This is a genomic window from Flavobacterium sp. (genome assembly GCF_039930565.1).
GTDB lineage: Bacteria > Bacteroidota > Bacteroidia > Flavobacteriales > Flavobacteriaceae > Flavobacterium.
The window spans coordinates 1-24,460 of record NZ_JBDTTP010000036.1; the positions used below are offsets into that span (position 1 = coordinate 1).

A 24,460-nucleotide genomic window follows, 5' to 3' on the forward strand; every position below is an offset into this window, starting at 1 on the left:
TTGACCAATATCTAATCTTTTTTTATTCTCTTAAATAATTTCACCCAACGGGTATAACACTATATTAAATTGATTTTGATGGAATCAGAATTAAATACCTTCAACATCTGTTTTCTGGTTTTTTATTAAGCGTCATATTCACATTAACAATTATGAACATATCCGGTAAGTTCATATATTTACCTAAAAATTATTATATGTTAAACAGCTATAGTTCTGCTGATAAAGTTTTACTGGCAGTCGATTGTATCATTTTCGGATTCGACCATGAAGGTTTGAAAATACTATTAATAAAAAGAGATTTTGAACCTGAAAAAGGGAAATTGTCCTTAATGGGTGGATTTCTCAGACGTGATGAAACATTAGATCATGCAGCCATCAGGGTCCTGAACACTTATACCGGACTTCATGATATTTATATGGAACAACTGCACTCGTATAGTGAAATTGATCGTGACCCGGTTGAAAGGACGGTCTCAGTTTCGTATTATGCGTTAATTAATATTGAAAATCATAATACTGAATTAATCAAAAATTATCATGCACAATGGTTTAGTGTAGGAGATGCGCCCAATTTAATTTTTGACCATAATCAAATGGTTAAACATGCTATTAGAAGATTGCGTTACAGGACTTCAATCAAACCAATTGGCTTTGAACTCCTTCCTGAAAAATTCACTATGCGCCAGCTTCTTGAACTTTATGAGGCTATTTTGAGCAAGGAATTAGACAAGCGTAATTTTATCAGTAAAATAAATTCGATGGAGATTTTAATTAAATTGGAAGAAAAAGACATGCAATCATCGCGTAAAGGTTCTTACCTATACACTTTTAACAAAGAAAAATATGAAGAAAAATTACTAAACGACTTTGTTTTGAATTTATAACAGTAATACTTATCCTGAAAAAACAAAAACCTGAAAGAAATCTTTCAGGTTTTTTTCTTCAATAAAAACTATAAAAAAACCAAAATTACTCTATTTGATAATTCTACCTTTTGATAAAAGCAAACATTTGTGGAGAAATATATTTCATCACAATTAATTGGTGAGTTACTTACTACATCTTAATAATTGAAATAATTTATTATAAGTGTGTAAAACACATTTACAAATGTAAGTAAAATTATAATGTCAAAATAAAAATTGTTGCTTTTTTACTGAAAAATTTATTAAGTCTCAATTTCTTTAAATGAAAATCATCCTGAAGCTTGTCGAAAGTTAAAAATTACTATAATGAATCACGAATAATCAAAGAAGATTTATTTTCAATTTGTTCATTTCTTCCTTTAATCACCATTTCTGCCAGAATTTTTCCCATAAGTTCAAAATGAGTAGAAATGGTTGCGATTCCATTTGCTGCTACTTTTTTTAAAGGGGTTTCATTATAAGATATAATTCCAAAATCTATTCCTAATTGTAAATTATGATTTCTTGCTTCTTCAATTACACTAACCAAATCCCTGTCATTTGGAATAACATATAAATCTCCAATGCTGATTTGATAATCTGTAAATTCAGCAAGTATGGTATAATCGAAATTATTTTCTTTACAGAAGCTTTCGAATCCGGTTTTCATACCTAAAGGTTCTCTGTATCCAGGAAAAATCAGAATAAGTTTTTTATATTTATTAAGTCTTGATTTTGCTTTAGAAAGTCCTTCGAAAATATCTTTTTGATGATTTTGATAAATTGCAGGATACTCTTGTAAGTTAGTATTTGTCTGGTCTAATATGATTACATCACTTACTGGTAGGGTTCTTACGGAATCAGCGATATCTTTTAAATTGGTAGGCATTATAATATATTTGTTATAATTGCCATTACTGTCACTTATTAATTTTTTAAAAACAGGCACATTAAAATGGTGGAAAAAGATATCTACCTGTACCTTTTTTCCAATATTTTTTAAAAACGAATTGTAAATGTCTTCCTTAAAAATATTGAGTTCATCAAAAAGCAAAAAAATCTTCTGCCTAATACTGGTTTCAACACTTTTAACATAATATCCTTTACCAGGAATAGCATAAATAATACCTCTTTTTTTAAGCTCATCATATCCCTGCAAAACCGTATCCCGGGACAACGAAAAAGCCAGACACACTTTATTTACAGAAGGCAGCCTGTCTCCTTTTAGCAGCTTTTGTTCTTCGATTGCTTTTTCAACAGAAAGAATTATCTGTTTATATTTTGGTAATCCTACATTATTTTGAATTGAGATTATGCTCATAAAAAATGATTTTATTGGCAATATACAAAAACTGGTAGGTACTGGTATGTATATTTGAAATATGTTTTTATTTTTGAATTTCATTTTGAAAATATTGTAGTATGCTTTCCGATATTTAGAGAATATATTAAAACATAATCTGTATGAACAATAACAAGCATTAAAATAAAACTAATATTTAGTTGATACAATTCATAAAACAGACAAATAATATACCTTCAATTACAAAATAATGAATGACATTTTAATACAAAATACCAAATCTTTTTTCCAAAAATCATTTGGTTCTTCTCCTCAAAAAATTGTGCTGTCTCCTGGAAGAATTAATATTATCGGAGAACATATAGATTATAATGACGGTTATGTTTTACCGGCAGCAATTGATAAAATAATTTGTTTTGCCTTTGAGAAAAGCAATTCAAAAACATCCAAAATTATCGCCATCGATTTAGATGAAGAATTTGAAGTCAACCTGGATCAAAAAATTGAACTAAGTGATGTGGTTTGGACCAATTATATTTTGGGAGTAATCAAACAATTACAGGATAATGGTTTTTCCTTTGAAGGTTTCAACTGTGTTTTCAGCAGTAATATTCCGGTTGGTTCCGGTTTATCTTCTTCGGCAGCTTTAGAATGTGGAATGATTTTCGGGATAAAAGAACTTTACGATTTAAAAATTGAAAAACAGGATATTGCATTATTAGGACAAAAAGCGGAACACTGGGTTGGTATTAATTGTGGTATTATGGATCAGTTTTCGAGTGTTCATGGTCTGGAAAACAAAGTAATAAAATTAGATTGCAACACCTTGGAATTTGAATATCATAATGCCGATTTCAAAGATTATTCATTGGTTTTATTTGACAGTAATGTAAAACACTCGCTTTTTACATCCGAGTATAATAACAGAAGATTAGAGTGCGAAGAAGGACTTTCGATCATCAAAAATCATTTCCCGGACATCAAAACGTTCAGGGATTGTACAGAAGAACAGGTTTTGAGTCTTCAGGATAAAATGAGTGCAATTGTTTTTAAAAGAGTACATTTTGTAGTTAAGGAAATTCTTCGTGTTACTAAGGCCTGCGAAGCTTTGGATAACGGAAACATCGAACTTTTAGGACAATTGCTTTTTGATACCCATGACGGATTATCAAAAGAGTATGAAGTGAGTTGTGCCGAATTAGATTTTATAGTGGAACAGGGTAAAAAAGAAGAAGCAGTAATTGGTTCGCGCTTAATGGGTGGCGGTTTTGGAGGCTGTGCGATTACTTTAATCAAAAAAGGGAATGAAAACAGGGTTAAAGAAGCGTTTACTAGCCTTTATTTTGATACATTTGAAATTGATTTAAAAATTTATGATGTGAAAATCTCTAACGGAACATCACTTTATACTACCAATTAAGAATGAGAAATTTTGATATTAACGAAGATCCGCACAGACGCTACAATCCATTAATAAACGAATGGGTTTTGGTTTCACCACATCGTGCAAAACGTCCTTGGCAAGGCCAGAACGAAACTATTTCGACTGAAAAACTACCTAAATACGACGCAACCTGCTATTTGTGTCCCGGAAATATTCGTGCAAACGGTATGAATAATCCTGATTATGAAAGTTCGTTTGTTTTTGAAAATGATTTTGCGGCTATGAAGCAGGATGAAATCATGTATGAAGATGACATCAAACAAACTTTTTTTAAAGCACAGCCGGAAAGAGGGATTTCGAGAGTGGTTTGTTTTTCGCCAAGACACGACCTTACTTTACCGGAAATGGAAATTGAAGGTATCGAAAATATCATTCGTACCTGGCAAAAAGAATATACTGATTTAGGTAATATCGACTATATCAACCATGTTCAGATTTTTGAAAACAAAGGAAGTGTAATGGGATGCAGCAATCCGCACCCTCATGGACAAATCTGGGCCCAGTCATCATTACCAACTCAGGTTGAAAAAACACAAAATAATCTTAAAACATATTTCCATAAAAATAACCGCAATCTTTTACAGGACTATCTTAAAGCTGAATTGATAAAGGAAGATCGCATTGTAATCGAAAATGAACATTTTGCAGCATTAGTTCCTTTTTGGGCAATATGGCCATACGAAACCATGATTATCAGCAAAAGACATGTAACTAAAATAACTGATTTCACTACTGAAGAAGTTACCTCCTATGCTGTTATTCTGAAACAGCTGACTACGAAATATGATAATTTATTCCTTACGTCATTCCCCTATTCATCAGGAATCCACCAGGCTCCTACAGATGGGGAAAACCATGAAGAATGGCAATTTCACATGCATTTTTACCCGCCATTGTTACGTTCTGCTAGTGTAAAAAAATTTATGGTAGGTTACGAAATGCTGGGTGAGTCACAACGTGATATCACTCCGGAAAAAAGTGCGGCTATACTAAGGGAACAATCAGACATACATTATAAAAAAAAATAGATTATCCAAAATAGTAAGCATGATGTAAAGAAAAACAGCTAATTAGACATGAAAAATAAAATCTTATTAAATTCTATTTTTATCTTTTTCACACTGGTTATAATCGCACAGCAAAAGCCAACGACTAACGATTGGGAAAATCCGGAAATATTCCAGATAAACAGAGAACCTGCCAGGGCAGCATTTTTACCTTATGCTGATGATCCGTCTGCTATTGCAGATGATTATACCCGTTCTCCATGGTTTCTAAGTTTAGATGGAAAATGGAAATTTAATTGGTCCCCAACTCCAGACGCAAGACCAAAAGATTTTTTTAAAAACAGCTTCAATACCACAAATTGGAAAGAAATGAGCGTTCCCGCTAATTGGGAATTAAATGGTTACGGGATTCCGATTTACACCAATATAACCTATCCATTTGTTAAAAACCCACCTTTTATAGATCATGCCGATAATCCAGTCGGATCGTATAAACGCAGTTTTGAATTGCCGGAAAACTGGAATAATCGACGCGTTTACCTCCATTTTGAAGCTGGAACCTCAGCCATGTATGTTTGGGTAAATGGAGAAAAAGTTGGATACAGTGAAAATACAAAAAGCCCTGCAGAATTTGATATTACAAAATATGTAGAAGCAGGGAAAAATCAGATTGCTGTTGAAGTGTACCGATGGAGCGACGGCTCTTATTTAGAAGACCAGGATTTTTGGCGTTTATCAGGAATTGACCGTGATGTGTATTTATTTAGTACTGCAAATACCCGAATTGCCGATTTCTTTGCTCGTCCGGATTTAGATGCTTCATACAAAAATGGAAGCTTGTCTGTTGATGTTAAAGTCCAAAACATGAATTCTTCTGCAAAAAACAACCAGACAATTACTGCTAAATTGGTTGACGAAACAGGAAAAATTGTTTTTACAAAAACTACAAAGTTAAATGTAAGTGCCGATGCAACGGAATCAATCACACTGAATCAGAATGTTACAGCACCTAAATTATGGAATAATGAAACTCCTAATTTATATACCTTATTACTGACCCTTAATGATGAAAATGGAAAATTTGTAGAAACCGTTAGTACATCAATTGGTTTCAGAAAAGTAGAATTGAAAAACGGACAATTATTAGTCAATGGTATTCGCATTATGGTCCATGGTGTAAACATCCATGAACATAATCCAAAAACAGGTCACTATCAGGATAAAGAAACCATGATGAAGGACATCAGATTAATGAAAGAACTGAACATTAATGCGGTAAGGTGCAGTCATTATCCAAATAATTTAATGTGGGTAAAATTGTGCAATAAATATGGTTTGTTTCTGGTAGATGAAGCCAATATCGAGAGTCATGGCATGGGCTCTCTTCCATGGATTTCTGACTTTGCCAATCATCCCGCTTACAGACCAGAATGGCATGCTGCTCACATGGATCGTATCTACAGTTTGGTAGAGCGTGACAAAAACCAGCCTTCTGTTATTATTTGGTCATTGGGAAATGAATGCGGAAATGGCACTGTTTTTCATGATGCGTATAAATGGATTAAAAACAGAGACAAAACGCGTTTGGTTCAGTTTGAACAAGCCATGGAAGAAGAAAACACGGATATCGTCTGCCCAATGTATCCCACCATTGAGTATATGAAACAATATGCCAGCCACAAAGATGTAAAACGCCCATTTATTATGTGTGAATACGCTCACGCAATGGGGAACAGCAGCGGTAATTTTCAACTATACTGGGATATCATCCACAGTAGTACCAATATGCAGGGCGGGTTTATCTGGGATTGGGTAGATCAGGGATTTGAAGGAGTAGATGAAGCAGGCCGCAAATACTGGACCTATGGAGGAGATATGGGCAGCCAAAATTATACAAACGACGAGAATTTTTGTCATAACGGTTTAGTCTGGCCAGATCGAAAACCTCATCCAGGTGCTTTTGAAGTAAAGAAAGTATATCAGGATATTAGATTTAAAGCGGCTGATCTGCAAAAAGGAATTATAACAGTAGAAAATGGCTTTGGGTATACAAATCTTGATAATTTTATTTTCAAATATGAGGTTTTAGAAAATGGCTTAGTTATAAAAAATGGAACAATAGAGTTGAATCTCGCACCTCAATCCAAAAAGGAAGTACAAATAGGATTGCCAAAATTGATTACTAAAGATGGTGTAGAATATCTTTTGAATATGTATGCTTACACCCGAAAAGGCAGCGAAGTTTTACCTCAAAATTTTGAAGTAGCCAGAGAACAGTTTTCAATTGGCGAAAGTAAATATTTCATAAAAACAACTCCAAAAGAAACAAATTCTGTCGTTAAAGAAATTAAAGATATTATTGTACTAAGTGCTTCTGGGGTTGAAGTGACAATAAACAAAAAAACAGGTTTGATGCAGGATTATAAATCCGGAGGTGAACAGTTTTTTAATAAACTCCCAGTTCCTAATTTTTGGCGTGCACCTGTAGATAATGACTTCGGAAATAATATGCAGGTTAAAAGTAATATCTGGAGAACAGCCGGAAAAGCTACAAATTTGAATAGTATAGAAATAAAAGAAACAGCCGGAAGAACAAGTGTCATAGCTACTCTTTCCTTAAGAGATGTTGCTTCTACAAGTACAATTGTCTATACGATGAATGCAGATGGAAGTTTAGAGGTGCTCAATTCTTTCAAAGCAGGTAACACTTCTTTACCAGAAATACCGCGTTTTGGAATGCTGTTTTCTCTCAAAAAAGACTTCGATAATTTCAGTTATTATGGAAGAGGCCCCTGGGAAAATTATTCCGACAGAAATACCGCTTCACTTAAAGGTGTCTACAAAAGTAAAGTTGCAGACCAATATGTTCCGTATGCGCGTCCTCAGGAAAATGGATATAAAACAGATGTTCGCTGGTTGACGCTAACAAACAACTCAGGAAACGGAATCCAAATAGACGGTTTACAATCTTTAGGAGTAAGTGCATTGCATAATTATCCTGAAGATTTTGACCCGGGTGTAATTAAAAAGCAACAGCATAGCAGCGATATAACACCTCGTAATGAGGTTATAGTTTGTGTCGATTTTGCACAAAGAGGCGTTGGTGGCGATAATAGCTGGGGTGCTTTACCACATGAACAATATCGATTAAATAGCAAGGAATATAGTTATGGTTTTATTATAAAGCCAAAAAAAAAGAATTGATACAGGTTGCTGTTAGAAAAAAGAATTATTAAAAAAAACGAAATGAAAATAGTTGTTACAGGCGGATTAGGTTTTATCGGATCCCACACCGTTGTTGAGCTTCAAAACGAAAACTTTGAAGTAATTGTTATTGACAACCTCTCTAATTCTTCAATCGATGTTTTAGACGGCATCGAACGCATTACAGGCAAAAAACCGCTTTTTGAACAAATTGATTTAAGAGATAAAACTGCTGTTCAGGATTTCTTTAAAAAATATTCTGATGTTTCAGGAGTTATTCATTTTGCGGCTTCAAAAGCTGTGGGCGAAAGTGTTCAGAATCCATTGTTATATTATGAAAACAACATAAACTCATTAGTTTATATCCTGCAGGAATTACAGGAAAAACCAAAAGCAAATTTTATATTCAGTTCTTCGTGTACGGTTTACGGTCAGGCCGAAGTAATGCCAATTGCAGAAGCAACACCAATTCAGCCAGCGATGTCCCCTTATGGAAACACCAAACAAATTGGTGAGGAAATCATTACTGATGTGACTAAAATAAGTAATCTGAATGCTATTTTATTGCGTTATTTTAATCCAATTGGAGCGCATCCATCAAATGAAATTGGCGAATTACCGCTTGGAGTTCCGCAAAATTTAGTGCCGTTTATTACACAAACCGGTGCTGGCTTAAGAAAAGAATTATCTATCTACGGAAACGATTATCCTACTATAGACGGAACATGTGTACGAGATTATATTCATGTTGTAGATTTAGCAAAAGCACATGTAATTGCCATGCAGCGATTAGTCAACAAAACAAATACAGACAAATTAGAAATTTTCAATTTAGGAACCGGAACCGGAAGTTCAGTCCTTGAAGTCATTACTGCTTTTGAAAAAGTAAGCGGACAAAAACTACCGTATAAAATTGTAGGCAGAAGAGAAGGTGATGTTACAGAAGCATACGCCAATACTGACAGAGCGAATAATGTATTGGGCTGGAAAACCAAATATAACCTTGAAGACGCTATTGCAAGTGCATGGAGATGGGAACAAAAGATCAGAAAATAACATTTTAATAAAATACAGAAATTATTTATTTTTGTTACAAATGTAAAGAATACATTTATTTCTATTGTTCGTAACTATTTTTACTTTATTTTTGATTTTCAATTTAATAAAAAAATGGCAAATTTAAAATACATATCGTATTTTTTCTTAATTAAAAGAATAAATTACTTAGTTTCGTAGCCGTAAAAAATTTATATTGACAACAATACCAAAATTAAAACTTTATAAAAATCACTTATATTAATTCAAATATTACTAACCAATGAGCTCGAAACTTGCTTTTGCAGATTATGCAGTATTTATTATCTATTTTCTCGTAGTATCTATTTATGGATATACAATTTATCGCAAACGCGAAAAAAACGAACACGATGCTAAGGCCTATTTCCTTGCAGAAGGAACACTTACATGGTGGGCTATTGGGGCTTCGTTAATTGCCTCAAATATTTCGGCAGAACAATTTATCGGAATGAGTGGTGAGGGCTTCTTCCTTGGAATTGCTGTTGCTGCCTATGAATGGCTTGCTGCTATTGCCTTAATTATTGTAGCTGTTTGGTTCATTCCCGTATATCTTAAAAATAAGATTTACACCATGCCACAATTCTTAAAAACACGTTACAACGAATCTACTGCTTTAATCATGGCGGTTTTCTGGTTGTTTTTATATGTTTTTGTCAACCTTACTTCTATATTATATTTAGGAGCTGTTGCCATCAACGGGTTAGCAGGTGGGGAATATTTACATGCCATAATGGTAGCTCTTGCGGTTTTTGCCCTAATTATCTCTTTAGGAGGAATGAAGGTTGTTGCTTACACTGACGTAATTCAGGTAGCCGTATTAATCATTGGAGGTTTGGTTACTTCTTATATTGCTTTAACAACAGTAGGACAGTATTTTGGTTTTGGTCAGGATGCGATAGCCGGTTTCAATGTATTGATGGATAAAGCACCGGAACATTTCAGAATGATAATTGACAGGCCTACGGCTAATTCTACACAATTGGAAATTGACAAATATCTGACTTTTCCAGGTTTAATGTCGTATTTGGCAGGTATCTGGATTATCAACCTTAATTACTGGGGCTGTAACCAATATATTACGCAAAGGGCTTTGGGCGCTGATTTACAAACAGCCAGAACTGGTATTTTGTTTGCAGGATTATTAAAATTAATTATGCCATTAATCGTAATGTTGCCAGGTATTGCAGCATATGTTTTATATCAAAATGGTGGTTTACCGCACTTAGTTGGTGGAAAAGACGGGGCCTATTCAGCCATGTTAACATTCTTGCCAACAGGTCTAAAAGGATTATCTGTAGCCGCTTTAACTGCTGCGATCGTAGCATCATTAGCTGGAAAAGTAAATAGTATTTCTACAATTTATACGTTAGACGTTCACAAAAAATACATTCAAAAAAATGCCAGTGACAGACATCAGGTAAACATTGGTAGATATGCCGTTTTTGCAGCGATGCTTTTAGCTGTTTTATTTACATGGAATGACGTTCTTGGAATTGGTGGTGTTGGTGGATTTACTTACATCCAGAAATATACCGGATTTATTAGTCCTGGTGTTTTTGCTATGTTTTTCCTTGGTATGTTCTGGAAAAGAACAACTGGTACAGCTGCTATTGTAGGTGTAATTGCAGGTTTCTTACTATCTGTTTTATTTAATGAATTTGCTCCTGCATTATTCGGAAATGAAACATTATTGTACACTGCCTGGCCAAACGGAAAAGGCGGATTCGAAATCCCTTTCCATATTTGTATGGGATTGTCATTTGTATTTACCATGCTTCTTATGATTGCCATAAGTTTCGCAGGACCAAAAGTGAATCCTAAAGCATTCGAGTTAGATACAGAAATGTTTAAAGTAAAACCACAAACAATGGTGTTAATTGTAATTACATTATTGATTATAGCCGCTTTATATATTAAGTTCTGGTAAAATATATTTTTCAATTTATTAAAAAGTCTGAGATCAATTCGTTTGGTTTCAGACTTTTTTAATTTACGGAATCAATTCATATTCATAATTGTATTTGTGAATCTGTTTCTAAATAAATCAAATTCAAAACTAAATATATCCAATACAATTTCATGGTTTAAATTCGGATAGCATACGTAAAAACCCTCTTCTAATAATCTTGCCTGAAAAGCCCGAAAAAAAAGACCACAAATACTGATGTTACTGATTACAACAAATTTTGAATTATCATTTGTAATTTTTATTTGGAAATACCCGTACAAATTGTCATTGTATTCCACTGATAAAATTTCAAAAATAAAATTCGTCAAGGCGCCTTTTTCATCTGAGAAGTAACCTATATTTCCTAAACTTTCATTTTTTATTATTGCCATAATTAGGGAATGATTTTGGTTTATAACTTGTAATTAATCATCATTAGATTTTATACTTCCTTTTGTTTTCTCTGTTTTTTTACTTTTAATATTTAATAAAAGTAGAAGTTACGTTCTATGTTTTTTTGCCGAAAATTTCTTTTCTCCTCAATGTGATTTTTGCCGTTTCATATACTCTTTTTTGATATAATTCAATTATTGTTTCTTCAATATCATTATTATTGTTTCTACCATTAAAAACATGAGTAATGTAAGAATTGCTGAACGGAAACCCTTTTTTATTCCATATCGATTTCTCTGCCAAAAGCTTTTGAACCTCTTTTGAATAGCCTGTTTTAAACACTTTCTTCATTTTATTCCTTTGTCCGGCTGTAATCATGGATAAGTTTTATTTGAATCATATAATTATTGTATTTTTACTATGTATTTACTACGAAGTAACTACTTCAAATATATATCATTTATTAATATATTGTATCATTTTTAATACAAAAATTTAAAAAAAATGCAAACAGAAGGCGAGAGATTACGCTACTACATTGAAAGCAAGGAAGTTAACCTGAGGCAGTTTTGTATAGAAAATGATATATTATACACTTCATTACACCCTATTTTAATGAATTCGAGATCTCTTGGGATGAATATTTTAAAAAAGATTATGCAGGTTTATCCTAATCTGAATATAAACTGGGTACTAACTGGAATGGGGGAAATAGAAATTACAAAAGATAAAAATCATGTTGTAAACGATCCAAATTCAATTTATCAAACTTTAGATCCCGGATATGAAGCTTTCCTAAAATACCTTGATAAGGAAGCCACTACAAATAAAATTATTGCACTAATAGAAAAGAAATTAGAAGAAAAGAAAAAGAAGTAATACTAATTTATAAAGTCTGAAAACAAATTCGTTGATTTCAGACTTTTTTTATGACATACGTTACCATTCCCCAAATAATCAATTGGTTTTCTTCGGTGACTTTTATGGGTTGGTATTCTTGATTTTCCGGCATGAGATACAGGCAATCTTTTTCGACCTGAATTCGTTTTACAGTAAATTCACCATCAATAAAACAAATAGCAATTTTATTGTTTTGAGGCTCTAAACTTCGGTCAACCACCAAAACGTCTTTATCGTTGATTCCGGCATCAATCATGGAATTTCCTTTAACCCTGATATAAAAAGTAGCCAGCGGATTTTCACTTAACTCTTTATTTAAATCAATCGTATTTTCCATAAAATCAGCTGCCGGCGATGGAAAACCAGCCGAAACGCCTTCCTTTATATAAGAAGTCCTGATTTCACTTTCGAAATCAGGCTTAAAAAACGTAAGCTTTTGTTCTTTTTTTAAAGACATCGTATTTCAAGAAGTTTTTTATAATCGGTTGTATATTTAGGAGACAGATGATTCTGGTTCATGTTCCAGGTCAGCTTAAGATTTTGCGAAGCCAGTTTTACTTTTCTGTTCCCGATTTTTTCATTCAGCTGATCCATAACCTTCATTAAGGCCAGATGTTTTGGATTTTCTTCCTCAAATAATTGAAATTGCTTTTTATCTTCTTCAATTAATTCGGTTACTACGACACCCGCTTTTTTAAACCTGATTCCCTCATTTCCTTTGTGCAATTTCTTCAGTAGTTCTATAGCTGCATTCGAAATTGTCAAAGTTGAATTGCTTGCATAAGGCAGCGTTACCGCCATATTAAAATAATATTTGGATGATTTTATGGTATGCCTGTCAATCACCAGCATGACAATTATAGTATGGCAGCAGGAATTTTGCTTTCGTAATTTTTCGGCACAAACCGAAGCAAAAGTAGTAACACGTTCGCGAAGCAAATCAAAATCCGAAATTTGTTTTGGAAAACTTCTGGTCGTCGCAATACTCTTTTTTTGGTCCGGTAAGACTTCTAAATCCAAAACCGATTTACCTTCCAACTCATATTTTAAACGAAGACCAATAACGCCCATTTCTTTTTTAATCCAGGATTCGTGTTCAGGCTTGATAAAATCAAGAGCCGTATGGATATTACGGAGTTTTACTTTCTTTTTTGTACGATAACCAATTCCCCAGACATCTTCAATTTTTGTCCATTTTAAGGCTTTGATTCTTTTTTCATCAGTGTCAATTACATAAATTCCTTTGGTTCTTGCTTGAAATTCCTTAGCAATTTTATTGGCTACTTTTGATAACGCCTTGGTTTCGGCAAAGCCAATGCAAACCGGAATACCCACCCATTTTTGAATACGGGCTTTCATCTGAAGTCCATAATCATGATAATCCAAAACATTAAGTCCATCAAAATTCAGAAAGGCTTCGTCTATACTGTAAATTTCTACATTAGGAGTAAACTGTCCCAAAATAGCCATAACGCGATTACTTAAATCACCATAAAGCGGATAATTGGAGGAAAACAATTTTACATCTTTTTCTTTTACCAATTCCCTGATTTTAAAAGCCGGCGCCCCCATAGGAACTCCTGCAGCCTTAGCCTCATTACTTCTCGAAATCACACAGCCGTCATTGTTCGATAATATCGCAACAGGTTTTCCGTTGAATTTCGGCTGAAAAACACGTTCGCAGGAAGCATAAAAATTATTGCAATCGACTAAGGCATACATCTTGCAAAATTACAAAATAGTGATATATGCACTGAATAATGAAAGTTAATTTTTTCGTTACATTTCCTAATTCCTTACATCATTTTATTCATCGGCAGCCATTAGGAAAATGAATGATTAATTCTGTTCAAAGAGTTGATTTTATAACATTAATTTTTATCTTTGTATTATTTTTATTTATTCTAAATAATGCAAAAAAACACAGCTAAGTTGTCTTATTATAAAACTTAATATAAAATTTATGAAAAAGAATATTTTTATTTGTTTTGCTCTGGTCATTACTCTATTTGCTAATGCACAACAAAAAAACACACTTTTGGATCAGGCTTTTTGGAAAAATTCTCCGGATGTAACCACAGTAAAAGCTGAAATTGCTAAAGGTTATAATCCATCAGAACTCAACGCAACATCATTTGATCCTGCTGTTATGGCCATCAATAACGACGCTCCTGCTGCGACCATAAAATTTTTACTGGAACAAAAAGGTAATGATGTTAGCAAATCGACCCATGATAATCGTATCTATCTTCACTGGGCAGCCAATAAAGGCAATGTAGAAATCGTGGAATATCTAATAAGTAAAAAATCGGATATCAATTTAGAAGACAGTCACGGATCTACTCCTATTGTAATGGCAGCGAATTCCGGTCAAAAAAACACTGCGGTTTATGAAGCTTTTTTTAAAGCCGGCATTGACCCAAAGAAAAAATACAAAGACGGAACCAATCTTTTACTGATGGCAATTCCTTCTGATAAAGATTTAACTTTAACTAATTATTTCGTTTCTAAAGGATTATCGATTAAAGATGTTGATAATAACGGAAATACTGCATTTAACTATGTAGCCAAAACTGGTAATATTCTTTTATTGAAATCATTATTGGAAAAAGGCGTTAAGCATACTGATAATGCACTTATTTTTGCTGCTCAGGGTTCAAGAAGAGAATCAAACACACTGGAAACTTATAAATATCTGGTAGAAGATTTAAAAATAAAACCGACAACCACTAGTAAATCAGGTGAAACAGTATTACATTTTCTGGCAACAAAACCAAACCAAACAGAAAATATCAACTATTTTTTAGCTAAAGGTGTAGACAGCAATAAAGCAGATATTGAAGGAAATACAGCTTTAATCAACGCTGCTTCAGCGAAAGATATTGCAGCAATTGAACTATTAGTACCCATTACAAAAAACATTAATGCACAAAATAATAAAGGAGAATCTGCATTAACAGCAGCTGTTAAAAACGGAACTCCGGAAGCAGTTTCTCTTCTTTTAAATAAAGGTGCAGATGTAAATATTCTGGACAAAGAAGGAAACAATTTAGGATATTACCTGGTGCAGTCTTACAGACCTGCAGGTCGTGGCCCGGAAGCTAACGCAACTAAACAAGACCCATTTGAAGCGAAAGTAAAATTGCTTCAGGACAAAGGATTAAATTTAGCTGCCCCGCAAAAAGATGGCAGTACTTTATACCATATTGCTGTCGTTAAAAACAATCTGGATTTATTGAAAAAAATTGCTGATTTAAAAATAGATGTGAATGCTAAAAACAAAGACGGCTTAACGGCTTTACATAAAGCGGCAATGATTTCTAAAGATGACGCTATTCTGAAATATCTCGTTTCTATTGATGCCAAAAAAGAGGTTAGTACCGAGTTTGACGAAAGTGCTTATGCCTTGGCAAAAGAAAATGAGTCGCTGACCAAAAATAATATATCTGTTGAGTTTTTAAAATAATCCTGTAAATTGCTACCCAAGTTCTAAATGCCCGGAGGCAATCTGTCAATACAATAAATACAATAGTATCCAAATGAAGTCAATAATTAAAATAAGTCTGGTAAGTGCCTTAATGTGTCTTTTATCTTTTCAGGCAAATGCACAAGAAAGTAAATATAAATGTATGCTTCAAATGTCCAATTATATGGGCGAAGGTGCTTATGTGGTAGTATCGCTTATCAACTCTAAGGGAGAATACGAAAAAACACTTTACGTAATGGGCGACGATAAAAAATGGTACAATACCCTTAAGGAATGGCATAAATTTCATTCTAAAAAACCATCCAATATCAGTGCAAAAACAGGAGCTTCCGTAACCGGAGGAGATCGCAGCATTACTACAATAGAGATTGAAGATTCTAAAATCAACAAAGGATATAAACTACGTTTTGAAACAGCTGTTGAAGACCAGAAATATTATGTAAATGATATCGAGATTCCGTTAACTACAGAAGGGCTTGCTGCTAAAACAGAAGGCAAAGGATATATTCGCTATGTACGATTAAATAAAATATAATTTTGAACTTTTTCTGCGCAAATCTGGAAATCTATGTCAAACAGATTTCCAGATTTTCGCAGATTCTTTTTAAGTAGTTTTAATAAAAAAATCTTCAATGACTCTTTCTTTTTGGCGTTATTCCCATCTGGCTCTGGCTGTTTTTTCGTCTTTATTTTTGATATTGGCATCGGTAACCGGAGTTATTCTTTCGGTAGATGCGATTCAGGAAAAAACACAGCCTTACCGTGTAGAAAATTTCGGCGAAATAACTTTGGAAGAAACCTTGCCAGCCCTAAGAAAAGCATATCCTGAAATAACAGAACTAAGTGTTGACCACAATCAGTTTGTAACACTGCAGGGTATTGATGAAGAAGGCGAAGATATTAATGCCTACATCGATCCAAGAACGGGAAAAACATTAGGTTCACCCATAAAAAAAACCGAATTCATCCAATGGGTTACGGCTCTTCACCGCTCTTTATTCCTTAAAGAAACAGGACGGTTTTTTATTGGATTGATTTCTTTTATTTTAATACTGATTTCGATTTCTGGTTTTGCCTTAGTAATTAACAGACAAAGAGGTTTACGTAATTTCTTTTCGAAAGTTATCAAAGAATACGTAGTTCAGTATTACCATGTCGTACTAGGAAGACTTGCCTTGGTTCCCATTCTGATTATTGCTGTTTCGGGCACTTATTTATCTCTGGAAAGGTTTAACTTTTTCATGGAAAAATCAAATTCGGAAAAAAGTGAAATTACTGCAGCAGTTCCTGTTTCAAAAAACAAGATTTCGGCATTTAAAAGTACGCTTCTCGCTGATGTTAAAAAAATAGAGTTCCCTTTCTCAGACGATCCGGAGGAATATTACATCATCAAATTAAAAGACCGGGAAATTGAAGTCGATCAGGTTTCCGGAACCATAGTGAGTGAAACTCTTTTTCCAATGACCACTCTTTTGTCTAATTTAAGTCTTGATCTGCATACCGGGCGTTCCAATAGTATTTGGGCTTTTATCCTTGGAATAGCATCTTTGAATATCCTTTATTTTATATATTCCGGTTTTGCCATGACCCTTAAAAGAAGGTCAAGCCGAATCAAAAATAAATACAAAGCAGAAGAAAGCAAGTTTATTTTATTAGTGGGATCAGAGAATGGAAGTTCGCTAAGATTCGCCAATTCGATACACAAACAATTGCTTGCCGAAGATCATACGGCGTTTATCACGCAACTAAATAATTACACTGTTTTTTCTAAAGCAGAACATATCATTATTTTCACCTCAACACACGGATTAGGTGATCCGCCTTCGAATGCTGGTAAATTTATATCGCTTGTCAATAAAATTCCACAAAAACAAAATGTGAAGTTTTCTGTTATTGGTTTTGGTTCTTACGCCTATCCTGATTTTTGTGCCTATGCACGTGAAATTGATTTACTGTTGGAAACCCAAAACTGGTCGGAACGCTTTTTGGATTTACAAACCGTAAATGATAAATCTGCCGATGAATTTGTGAATTGGGTAAAATTATGGAGCCAGAAAACAGGAATTGCACTTTCTACTACTCCATCGGTTTACAATCACGTTCCAAAAGGTCTGAAAAAAATGATGGTGCTGGACAAAACTTTAATTTCCGAGACCGATCAGACTTTTTTGTTGACACTTCGTACCAATATGCGAACACCCTTTAATTCAGGCGATCTTCTGGCAGTATATCCGGCAAACGACACAAAAGAACGTCTTTATTCTATAGGTAAAATCAAAGGAAATATTCAATTAGTGGTAAAACTGCATCCTTCCGGTTTAGGTTCCGGTTATTTGTATAATGTTGAACCCGGATCGGTTATAAAGGCACGAATTATCAATAATAAGTCTTTCCATTTTCCCAAAAAAGCACCCGTTATTGCTATGATTTCCAACGGAACCGGAATTGCTCCTTTTTTGGGGATGATCGAACAGAATAAGAAAAAAACAGACGTTCATTTATATTGCGGTTTTCGTAAAGAAACAGAAACAACGCTGGGTTATAAAAAATTCGCAGCAGAAATGACTGAAAAAAAGCAGTTAAAAAATTTCCAGCTGGCTTTTTCCCGTGAAGAAAACCATTATTATGTAATGGATTTGATAAAACGAGATTCCGATTTTTTTGTCAATCTGCTGAAACAAGGCGGAACCATCATGATTTGTGGTTCACTTGCGATGCAGCAGGATGTTGAGTCAGTTCTCGATTCCCTTTGTCTGGAAAAAGCAAATAGCAGTATTTCAGATTATAAAGCCAATGGTCACTTCCTGACCGACTGCTATTAAATTTTTAAAATAAAAATATGACTGTAAATCCAATCTTCACACGAAAGACATTTATATTTATTTTTTTACTGATTGGCAGTTTTATAAGCAATAGCCAAACTTTAAGAAAAAGAACAACAATGTTGATGGGCGGTCGTTTTGACATTACAATCGTAGCAAAAGATTCGTTAATCGCAGAAGAAAATATAGACATCGTTATTGCAGAAATCACAAGAATAGAAAATCTGATATCTGACTGGAAATCAGATTCGCAGGTATCAACGGTAAACCAAAATGCGGGTATCAAACCCATAAAAGTAGACAGAGAAGTTTTTGAATTAACGAAAAAAGCCCTTTATTTTTCTGAAATTACAAATGGTGCTTTTGATATCAGTTTTGCGGCTATGGACAGAATCTGGAAATTTGACGGATCAATGACGGCAATGCCTTCTGATGAAGCCATTAAAAAATCAGTAGAAAAAGTAGGCTACAAAAATATTATTCTGGATAGTATTCAATCCACCATTTTCCTGAAATTGAAAGGAATGAAAATTGGATTTGGCGCTTTAGGGGAAGGTTATGCTGCAGATAAATCCCGTGATCTAATGCTTTCAAAAGGAATAACTGCAGGAATCGTAAACGCCTCCGGAGATATGATTGCCTGGGGAAAACAGCCTGATGGTAAACCCTGGAATATTGGCATTACCAATCCATTTGATACTGAAAAATTAGTGAGTGTGATTCCGATAAACAATGGCGCGGTAACCACTTCGGGCAGTTATGAAAAATTCGTTGTTTTTAATGGTAAACGCTATTCTCACATCATCAATCCTGCTACCGGATATCCTTCTACTGGACTCAGCAGTGTTACAGTTTTTGGACCAAGTGCTGAAATGGCAAACGGTTTCAGTACTTCTTTAATGGTTTTGGGTAAAAAAGAAGGACTAAAATTACTTGCCAAATATCCTGATTACAGCTGTCTGATGATTACTGATGATCATAAAACAGTAAAATCTAAAAACTTCCGAAAGAAAAAAATTCATTCTAATTTGTAATTTTTTTTTCTTTAGTGGAATATTTTTAGGATAATTCTTCATAAAGAATAAAATTTTAAACTTACATTTGAACCTTAACCTAAAACCATTTTTATGAAGAAAATAGTATTTGCATTGCTGCTTTTTACAGGGATTACTTTTGCTCAGGACATGAATGTTGTTAAGGGCAATTTTGATTTTATCAAAAATCAAAAAGAAATTAATATTGAGTTCGATTATAGTAATTTCACTATGATGAAAGAGAATAAAACCGAAAAGCAATATGTGGAAGAAAGGACTGCCGAGTTAAACGAAAAATACAAAGGAAATGGTACTATCTGGCAAAAGAAATGGTATTCTTCCAAGGAATTAATATGGACTCCCAAATTCCTGGAATTAATAAACGTTGTACTGCAAAAAGAGAAAAAAGACCTGAATTTTCAGGAAGGATTAAATAGTCCTTATACCTTGATTGTAAAAACTACCTGGGTATATCCGGGTTGGGATGCTGCGATTATGAAACAGCCTGCTAAAGTTTCAACCAATTTAAAGTTTGTTGAGACAGCTAATAAATCCAATGTCTTACTTGAAATTACAAGCGAAGAAGCGCCGGGGGACCAATGGGGAAGTAATTTTAGCAACGAATCCAGAATTGGTGAAGGCTATGCTAAAACAGCAAAATCCCTTGCTAAACTGATTGCTAAAAAAGCATACAAATAATATAAAACAAAGCCCTAATAGTTAGGGCTTTGTTCTTTTTGCATGTTGAGTAAATACGCCATATTTTTGATCACATGGTCATGTTTTTTTACAAAAGGATTATCTTCATTCCAGACATAACCTGCCAAAACAGAACATATTTTTTCCTTTACATCTAAATTTTCAGGCTGATGAAAAAATAAGGTCTGAAGATTTCCAGTATACCATTCTTTCACATAAGTGGTAAAAACCGCAATTCCGCGTTTCATGTAACCTGTGAATTCGGTTTCCCAATCCACTTCAATTCCTTTCGATTCTTTAAGGTATAATTTTGCCGCTAACATTCCTGATTCTGTAGCAAAAGCAACCCCTGATGAAAAAACCGGATCTAAGAATTCTGAGCTGTTTCCTGTCAAAGCAAAACCATCTCCGTACATTCTTTTTACGGCTCTTGAATAATTCTCCAGTTTTACCGGCTCAAACAAAAACTCCGTTCCTTCAAATCTCTTAATATAATAATCAGATTGCTGAATTGCATTTCGCAAAGCTTCGGCATTGTCTTTGTTTTCTGATAATGAATTAATGAAATCCGTTGGCCCTACAACTCCCAAACTTGTATTCCCGTTCGAAAACGGAATTACCCATAACCAGACTTCGGTCTCCAGAATATCGAATGAAATTTGAGTTCCTTCCTCTCCTTCTGGTCTGTTAATGTCTTTTACATGTGTAAATATTGAGGAATGCGGATCTAATTGTGATGGGGTATCCAAATCTAAAAGTCGTGGTAAAACGCGGCCGTAACCGCTGGAATCGATAATAAATTTAGCGTGTATTTCTTTCAGATTTCCATCTTTATCTTTTACAATCGTTTTAGAATTTTTTTCTTCAAAAGAAACTTCCAAAACCTCCGATTCAAATTCGAGGTCTATTCCTTTTCTGATAATTTCCTGCGCCATGGTGTTATCAAAATCAGCTCTTGGAACCTGCCAGGTCCAATCCCACCCTTCGCCAAACTTCTGACTGAAATCGAAAACACAAATTTCTTCACCTCTGATAAACCGGGCACCTAATTTTTTTTCAAAATTCATGGCATCGAGACTTTCAAAAAGTTCTGCTTCAGCAAAATGATCCATTACTCGTGGAATAAGGCTTTCGCCCACTACAAGTCTTGGAAATTTTGTTTTTTCGACCACTTTTATCTTTACATTATTTTTATGAAGATAGGACGCCGAGACGCATCCTGATGGTCCTGCGCCTATGATTAATACATCTACAAACTCCTGTGTCATAATAGAAATGTTATGATTTATTTAACTTACATTTGCCTCCATCAAAATAACTACATTTATTTTGATAAATAAAATTAAATTAGCACAATCAAAACAGGTTAAATGAGTACAATTAATGAATATTTAAGTTTAGCAGGATTTAAGTCTATTATCTTTGGAAATACTAAAGTAGTCATCAGTGATTTAGTGCTTAATCGTGTAAATGAAAGCTTTAATTTTCTAAAAGAATTTTCAGGAAATAAAATAATATATGGTGTAAATACTGGTTTTGGACCAATGGCACAATATAAAATTAAGGAGTCAGACCAGATTCAGCTGCAATATAATTTAATCCGAAGCCACTCTTCAGGTACAGGAAAACCTTTAAGTCCGGTTTGTGCAAAAGCAGCAATATTGGCTCGTTTAAACTCATTATCATTAGGGAATTCGGGTGTTCATTCATCTGTAATTTACTTAATGGCAGAACTCATCAATAGAGACATTACTCCTTTAATTTTTGAACACGGTGGTGTTGGGGCAAGTGGAGATTTAGTACAATTAGCGCATTTAGCCTTGGTTTTAATTGGCGAAGGCGAAGTTTTTTATAAGGGAGAACGAAGACCCACTTCCGAAGTTTTTGAAATTGAAGGTTTACAACCAATCCAGGTAGAAATCAGGGAAGGTCTGGCTCTAATAAACGGGACATCTGTAATGACCGGCATTGGCGTTGTAAATGTACATCATGCCAATAAATTATTAGACTGGTCATTAAAATGTTCGTGTGCCATAAATGAATTGGTTCAGGCTTATGATGATCATTTTTCTGAAGAATTGAACCAAACCAAACGTCATAAAGGTCAGCAGGAAGTGGCGTTAAGAATGAGAGAAAATCTTTCTGACAGTACTTTAATTCGAAAAAGGGAAGACCATTTATATTCCGGAGAAAATACCGAAGAAATTTTTAAGGAAAAAGTTCAGGAATATTACTCTTTAAGATGTGTTCCTCAAATTTTGGGACCCGTTTTAGAAACAATTAATAATGTGGCTTCTATTTTGGAAGACGAATTCAACTCGGCAAACGACAATCCTATTATCGACGTAAAAAACAAACACGTTTATCACGGAGGAAATTTTCACGGCGATTATATTTCGCTTGAAATGGACAAACTGAAAATCGTAATTACCAAATTAACGATGCTGGCAGAACGTCAATTGAATTATTTACTGAATTCAAAAATCAACGAAATTCTCCCTCCATTTGTCAATTTAGGAACATTAGGATTTAATTTTGGAATGCAGGGTGTTCAGTTTACCGCGACCTCAACAACTGCAGAAAGCCAGATGTTGTCCAACCCAATGTACGTTCACAGTATTCCAAACAACAATGACAATCAGGACATTGTAAGTATGGGAACAAATGCTGCGGTTATTACATCAAAAGTGATAGAAAATGCTTTTGAAGTTTTAAGTATCGAAATGATTACTATTGTTCAGGCAATTGATTATTTAGAACAAAAAGATAAAATTTCATCGGTTACCAAAAAATGGTATGATGATGTAAGAAATATAATCCCTGTATTTAAGGAAGATCAGGTAATGTATCCATTTGTACAGCAAGTAAAAGATTACCTTATCAACAGTTAACATTAATAAATTATTAATCTTGAATTTTAAACCTATGAAAAAATCATTGCTTTTTTTATTGTTAGTATTTATTCAATTTGTTAATAGTCAGGAACTGGCTTTAGTTAAAAAAAATGGTAAATCCGGATATATTGCTAAAGACGGATCTTTTAAAATCGAACCTCAGTATAAAGCTGCCAGAAGTTTTTCTGAAGGATTAGCTGCCATACAGGATAATGGAAAATGGGGCTTTATTGACAAGAAAGGAACATTAGTAATTCCGGCAACTTTTGATGATGCAAAAGATTTTAACAGCGGGGTTGCCATTGTCAAAAAAGTGAAGGACTGGGTATATATCAATACTAAAGGAGAAGTTTTAAACGCTCCTGCAACAGACAAATTATTTGATTTTAATGAAGGAGTTGCTTTTTTTAGACAAGCTGATAAAGTGGGATTAATCAATTCGAAAATGACTGTTGTTTTAGAACCAAAATACGATCAGATCAAACCTTTCGAAAATGGTTATGCCAGAGTCGAAAGCAATAAAAAATGGGGAATTATTAATACGGGCGGTAAAGAATTGGTAGAGCCTGCTTACGATGAAATAGGCAATTATTTTAAAAATACAACCTGGGCAAGAAAAGACAAAACTTTTGGAATTGTAAGCGCAGGAAAATTTATTCCGGTTGACGGCGCTGAAAAAATCTGGGACTTTGAAAATCAGGATTTGACTTATGCCAAAAAGAATGACAAAATCGGTTTTATTGACTTAAAAGGGAATTGGATTATTCTTCCTATTTATGATAAAGCAAAAGCTTTCTATAAAAATTTAGCTCCGGTTTGTGTAGGGTCTAAATGGGGTTACATCAATCCAAAAGCTGAATTCGTAATTCCGCCAACTTACAGCGATGCTGAAGTTTTTGCTGCAAACGGACTGGCTCCGGTAAAAGAAAAAAACTGGGGATTCATCAATGAAGCAGGTAAATTGGTAATCCCAACTCAATATGGCATTACTGCAAACGGATTCATAGCCCTTTTTGTACAACAGGATAAAGGATTTATTGATGGTGTTGCAAGAGTGAAAAACGAAGGAAAATGGGGGTTTCTTAAACCTGACGGAACTGTATTGGGCAATCAATGGTTTGAAAACGCTGAACTATTTTCTCAAGCAGGTGAAAAAAGCAACACAAATGAAGCCGCTGCTGAAAAACCAAAAGCTGAAACTAAAGCAGTAACAAAACCAGCATCTAAGAAAAAAAAATAATCTTTATTTCCTATAAAAAATAAATTCCACATATATGAAATCGCTAATAATAATTTTGTCTTGACAAAACCAATAAGTAAAAAGCGATCCCATTTATGAC

The 24,460-nt window shown here is 34.0% G+C and carries 20 protein-coding genes; 14 read left to right on the forward strand and 6 right to left on the reverse strand.

What is annotated here, in order from left to right; translation table 11 throughout:
- The first annotated feature begins 197 nt into the window (after positions 1 to 197).
- Positions 198 to 887, forward strand: coding sequence for an NUDIX domain-containing protein (locus ABI657_RS10505; protein ID WP_348097213.1), 690 nt, complete (start codon positions 198 to 200; stop codon positions 885 to 887).
- Between the two features lie 343 nt (positions 888 to 1,230).
- Here the strand turns inward: ABI657_RS10505 and ABI657_RS10510 are convergent, their stop codons facing one another.
- Positions 1,231 to 2,229, reverse strand: coding sequence for a GntR family transcriptional regulator (locus ABI657_RS10510; protein ID WP_348097214.1), 999 nt, complete (start codon positions 2,227 to 2,229; stop codon positions 1,231 to 1,233).
- Positions 2,230 to 2,461: 232 nt separating this feature from the next.
- Here ABI657_RS10510 and galK point away from each other — a divergent pair, with 232 nt between their 5' ends.
- The 5 genes from galK (at position 2,462) to ABI657_RS10535 (ending at position 10,870) form a co-directional block, all read left to right on the forward strand.
- Positions 2,462 to 3,631 (forward strand): galactokinase, encoded by a 1,170-nt coding sequence (gene galK / locus ABI657_RS10515; RefSeq protein ID WP_348097215.1) that lies wholly within the window; start codon positions 2,462 to 2,464, stop codon positions 3,629 to 3,631.
- 2 nt (positions 3,632 to 3,633) lie between these two features.
- Positions 3,634 to 4,683: a UDP-glucose--hexose-1-phosphate uridylyltransferase gene (locus ABI657_RS10520; RefSeq protein WP_348097216.1), complete on the forward strand. Its 1,050-nt coding sequence runs from the start codon at positions 3,634 to 3,636 to the stop codon at positions 4,681 to 4,683.
- A gap of 48 nt (positions 4,684 to 4,731) precedes the next feature.
- Positions 4,732 to 7,866 carry a glycoside hydrolase family 2 TIM barrel-domain containing protein gene (locus ABI657_RS10525; RefSeq protein WP_348097217.1) on the forward strand — a complete coding sequence of 1,045 codons (3,135 nt, stop codon included), beginning with the start codon at positions 4,732 to 4,734 and terminating at the stop codon, positions 7,864 to 7,866.
- Positions 7,867 to 7,908: 42 nt separating this feature from the next.
- The gene (gene galE / locus ABI657_RS10530; protein ID WP_348097218.1) at positions 7,909 to 8,922 is read left to right on the forward strand and encodes a UDP-glucose 4-epimerase GalE; all 1,014 of its coding nucleotides are present in this window, start codon (positions 7,909 to 7,911) and stop codon (positions 8,920 to 8,922) included.
- A 262-nt stretch (positions 8,923 to 9,184) separates the two neighbouring features.
- Positions 9,185 to 10,870, forward strand: coding sequence for a sodium/sugar symporter (locus ABI657_RS10535; RefSeq protein WP_348097219.1), 1,686 nt, complete (start codon positions 9,185 to 9,187; stop codon positions 10,868 to 10,870).
- Between the two features lie 71 nt (positions 10,871 to 10,941).
- Here the strand turns inward: ABI657_RS10535 and ABI657_RS10540 are convergent, their stop codons facing one another.
- Positions 10,942 to 11,283, reverse strand: coding sequence for a hypothetical protein (locus ABI657_RS10540; protein WP_348097220.1), 342 nt, complete (start codon positions 11,281 to 11,283; stop codon positions 10,942 to 10,944).
- A gap of 115 nt (positions 11,284 to 11,398) precedes the next feature.
- Positions 11,399 to 11,662 (reverse strand): hypothetical protein, encoded by a 264-nt coding sequence (locus ABI657_RS10545; protein ID WP_348097221.1) that lies wholly within the window; start codon positions 11,660 to 11,662, stop codon positions 11,399 to 11,401.
- 126 nt (positions 11,663 to 11,788) lie between these two features.
- On the opposite strand from ABI657_RS10545, the gene ABI657_RS10550 reads away from it, so the two are divergent.
- Positions 11,789 to 12,163 (forward strand): hypothetical protein, encoded by a 375-nt coding sequence (locus tag ABI657_RS10550; RefSeq protein WP_348097222.1) that lies wholly within the window; start codon positions 11,789 to 11,791, stop codon positions 12,161 to 12,163.
- A gap of 37 nt (positions 12,164 to 12,200) precedes the next feature.
- Here the strand turns inward: ABI657_RS10550 and umuD are convergent, their stop codons facing one another.
- Together umuD and ABI657_RS10560 are read right to left on the reverse strand one after the other, a co-directional pair.
- Positions 12,201 to 12,641 carry a translesion error-prone DNA polymerase V autoproteolytic subunit gene (umuD, locus tag ABI657_RS10555; RefSeq protein ID WP_348097223.1) on the reverse strand — a complete coding sequence of 147 codons (441 nt, stop codon included), beginning with the start codon at positions 12,639 to 12,641 and terminating at the stop codon, positions 12,201 to 12,203.
- Positions 12,632 to 13,906, reverse strand: a complete 1,275-nt coding sequence (locus ABI657_RS10560) for a Y-family DNA polymerase (RefSeq protein WP_348097224.1) — start codon at positions 13,904 to 13,906, stop codon at positions 12,632 to 12,634. Before ABI657_RS10560 ends, umuD begins: the two co-directional genes overlap by 10 nt.
- A 241-nt stretch (positions 13,907 to 14,147) precedes the next feature.
- On the opposite strand from ABI657_RS10560, the gene ABI657_RS10565 reads away from it, so the two are divergent.
- The 5 genes from ABI657_RS10565 (at position 14,148) to ABI657_RS10585 (ending at position 20,226) form a co-directional block, all read left to right on the forward strand.
- On the forward strand, positions 14,148 to 15,650 hold the full coding sequence (locus ABI657_RS10565) for an ankyrin repeat domain-containing protein (protein ID WP_348097225.1): 1,503 nt from the start codon (positions 14,148 to 14,150) through the stop codon (positions 15,648 to 15,650).
- Between the two features lie 73 nt (positions 15,651 to 15,723).
- Positions 15,724 to 16,206, forward strand: coding sequence for a DUF2271 domain-containing protein (locus tag ABI657_RS10570; RefSeq protein ID WP_348097226.1), 483 nt, complete (start codon positions 15,724 to 15,726; stop codon positions 16,204 to 16,206).
- Positions 16,207 to 16,303: 97 nt separating this feature from the next.
- Complete coding sequence (locus ABI657_RS10575; protein ID WP_348097227.1) at positions 16,304 to 18,493, forward strand: PepSY domain-containing protein; 2,190 nt, start codon at positions 16,304 to 16,306, stop codon at positions 18,491 to 18,493.
- A gap of 17 nt (positions 18,494 to 18,510) precedes the next feature.
- Positions 18,511 to 19,527 carry an FAD:protein FMN transferase gene (locus ABI657_RS10580; RefSeq protein ID WP_348097228.1) on the forward strand — a complete coding sequence of 339 codons (1,017 nt, stop codon included), beginning with the start codon at positions 18,511 to 18,513 and terminating at the stop codon, positions 19,525 to 19,527.
- A gap of 93 nt (positions 19,528 to 19,620) precedes the next feature.
- Complete coding sequence (locus tag ABI657_RS10585) at positions 19,621 to 20,226, forward strand: hypothetical protein (protein ID WP_348097229.1); 606 nt, start codon at positions 19,621 to 19,623, stop codon at positions 20,224 to 20,226.
- A 14-nt stretch (positions 20,227 to 20,240) separates the two neighbouring features.
- Here ABI657_RS10585 and ABI657_RS10590 read toward each other — a convergent pair whose 3' ends face one another.
- Positions 20,241 to 21,494: an NAD(P)/FAD-dependent oxidoreductase gene (locus ABI657_RS10590; RefSeq protein ID WP_348097230.1), complete on the reverse strand. Its 1,254-nt coding sequence runs from the start codon at positions 21,492 to 21,494 to the stop codon at positions 20,241 to 20,243.
- A 102-nt stretch (positions 21,495 to 21,596) separates the two neighbouring features.
- On the opposite strand from ABI657_RS10590, the gene ABI657_RS10595 reads away from it, so the two are divergent.
- Complete coding sequence (locus ABI657_RS10595) at positions 21,597 to 23,117, forward strand: aromatic amino acid ammonia-lyase (RefSeq protein WP_348097231.1); 1,521 nt, start codon at positions 21,597 to 21,599, stop codon at positions 23,115 to 23,117.
- A gap of 34 nt (positions 23,118 to 23,151) precedes the next feature.
- Complete coding sequence (locus ABI657_RS10600) at positions 23,152 to 24,360, forward strand: WG repeat-containing protein (RefSeq protein ID WP_348097232.1); 1,209 nt, start codon at positions 23,152 to 23,154, stop codon at positions 24,358 to 24,360.
- Positions 24,361 to 24,460 lie beyond the last annotated feature (100 nt).

Coding starts and splice junctions, on each gene's coding strand:
- ABI657_RS10505 (WP_348097213.1), top strand. CDS start 198: ATGTTAAACAGCTATAGTTCTGCTGATAAAGTTTTACTGGCAGTCGAT.
- ABI657_RS10510 (WP_348097214.1), bottom strand. CDS start 2,229: ATGAGCATAATCTCAATTCAAAATAATGTAGGATTACCAAAATATAAA.
- galK (WP_348097215.1), top strand. CDS start 2,462: ATGAATGACATTTTAATACAAAATACCAAATCTTTTTTCCAAAAATCA.
- ABI657_RS10520 (WP_348097216.1), top strand. CDS start 3,634: ATGAGAAATTTTGATATTAACGAAGATCCGCACAGACGCTACAATCCA.
- ABI657_RS10525 (WP_348097217.1), top strand. CDS start 4,732: ATGAAAAATAAAATCTTATTAAATTCTATTTTTATCTTTTTCACACTG.
- galE (WP_348097218.1), top strand. CDS start 7,909: ATGAAAATAGTTGTTACAGGCGGATTAGGTTTTATCGGATCCCACACC.
- ABI657_RS10535 (WP_348097219.1), top strand. CDS start 9,185: ATGAGCTCGAAACTTGCTTTTGCAGATTATGCAGTATTTATTATCTAT.
- ABI657_RS10540 (WP_348097220.1), bottom strand. CDS start 11,283: ATGGCAATAATAAAAAATGAAAGTTTAGGAAATATAGGTTACTTCTCA.
- ABI657_RS10545 (WP_348097221.1), bottom strand. CDS start 11,662: ATGATTACAGCCGGACAAAGGAATAAAATGAAGAAAGTGTTTAAAACA.
- ABI657_RS10550 (WP_348097222.1), top strand. CDS start 11,789: ATGCAAACAGAAGGCGAGAGATTACGCTACTACATTGAAAGCAAGGAA.
- umuD (WP_348097223.1), bottom strand. CDS start 12,641: ATGTCTTTAAAAAAAGAACAAAAGCTTACGTTTTTTAAGCCTGATTTC.
- ABI657_RS10560 (WP_348097224.1), bottom strand. CDS start 13,906: ATGTATGCCTTAGTCGATTGCAATAATTTTTATGCTTCCTGCGAACGT.
- ABI657_RS10565 (WP_348097225.1), top strand. CDS start 14,148: ATGAAAAAGAATATTTTTATTTGTTTTGCTCTGGTCATTACTCTATTT.
- ABI657_RS10570 (WP_348097226.1), top strand. CDS start 15,724: ATGAAGTCAATAATTAAAATAAGTCTGGTAAGTGCCTTAATGTGTCTT.
- ABI657_RS10575 (WP_348097227.1), top strand. CDS start 16,304: ATGACTCTTTCTTTTTGGCGTTATTCCCATCTGGCTCTGGCTGTTTTT.
- ABI657_RS10580 (WP_348097228.1), top strand. CDS start 18,511: ATGACTGTAAATCCAATCTTCACACGAAAGACATTTATATTTATTTTT.
- ABI657_RS10585 (WP_348097229.1), top strand. CDS start 19,621: ATGAAGAAAATAGTATTTGCATTGCTGCTTTTTACAGGGATTACTTTT.
- ABI657_RS10590 (WP_348097230.1), bottom strand. CDS start 21,494: ATGACACAGGAGTTTGTAGATGTATTAATCATAGGCGCAGGACCATCA.
- ABI657_RS10595 (WP_348097231.1), top strand. CDS start 21,597: ATGAGTACAATTAATGAATATTTAAGTTTAGCAGGATTTAAGTCTATT.
- ABI657_RS10600 (WP_348097232.1), top strand. CDS start 23,152: ATGAAAAAATCATTGCTTTTTTTATTGTTAGTATTTATTCAATTTGTT.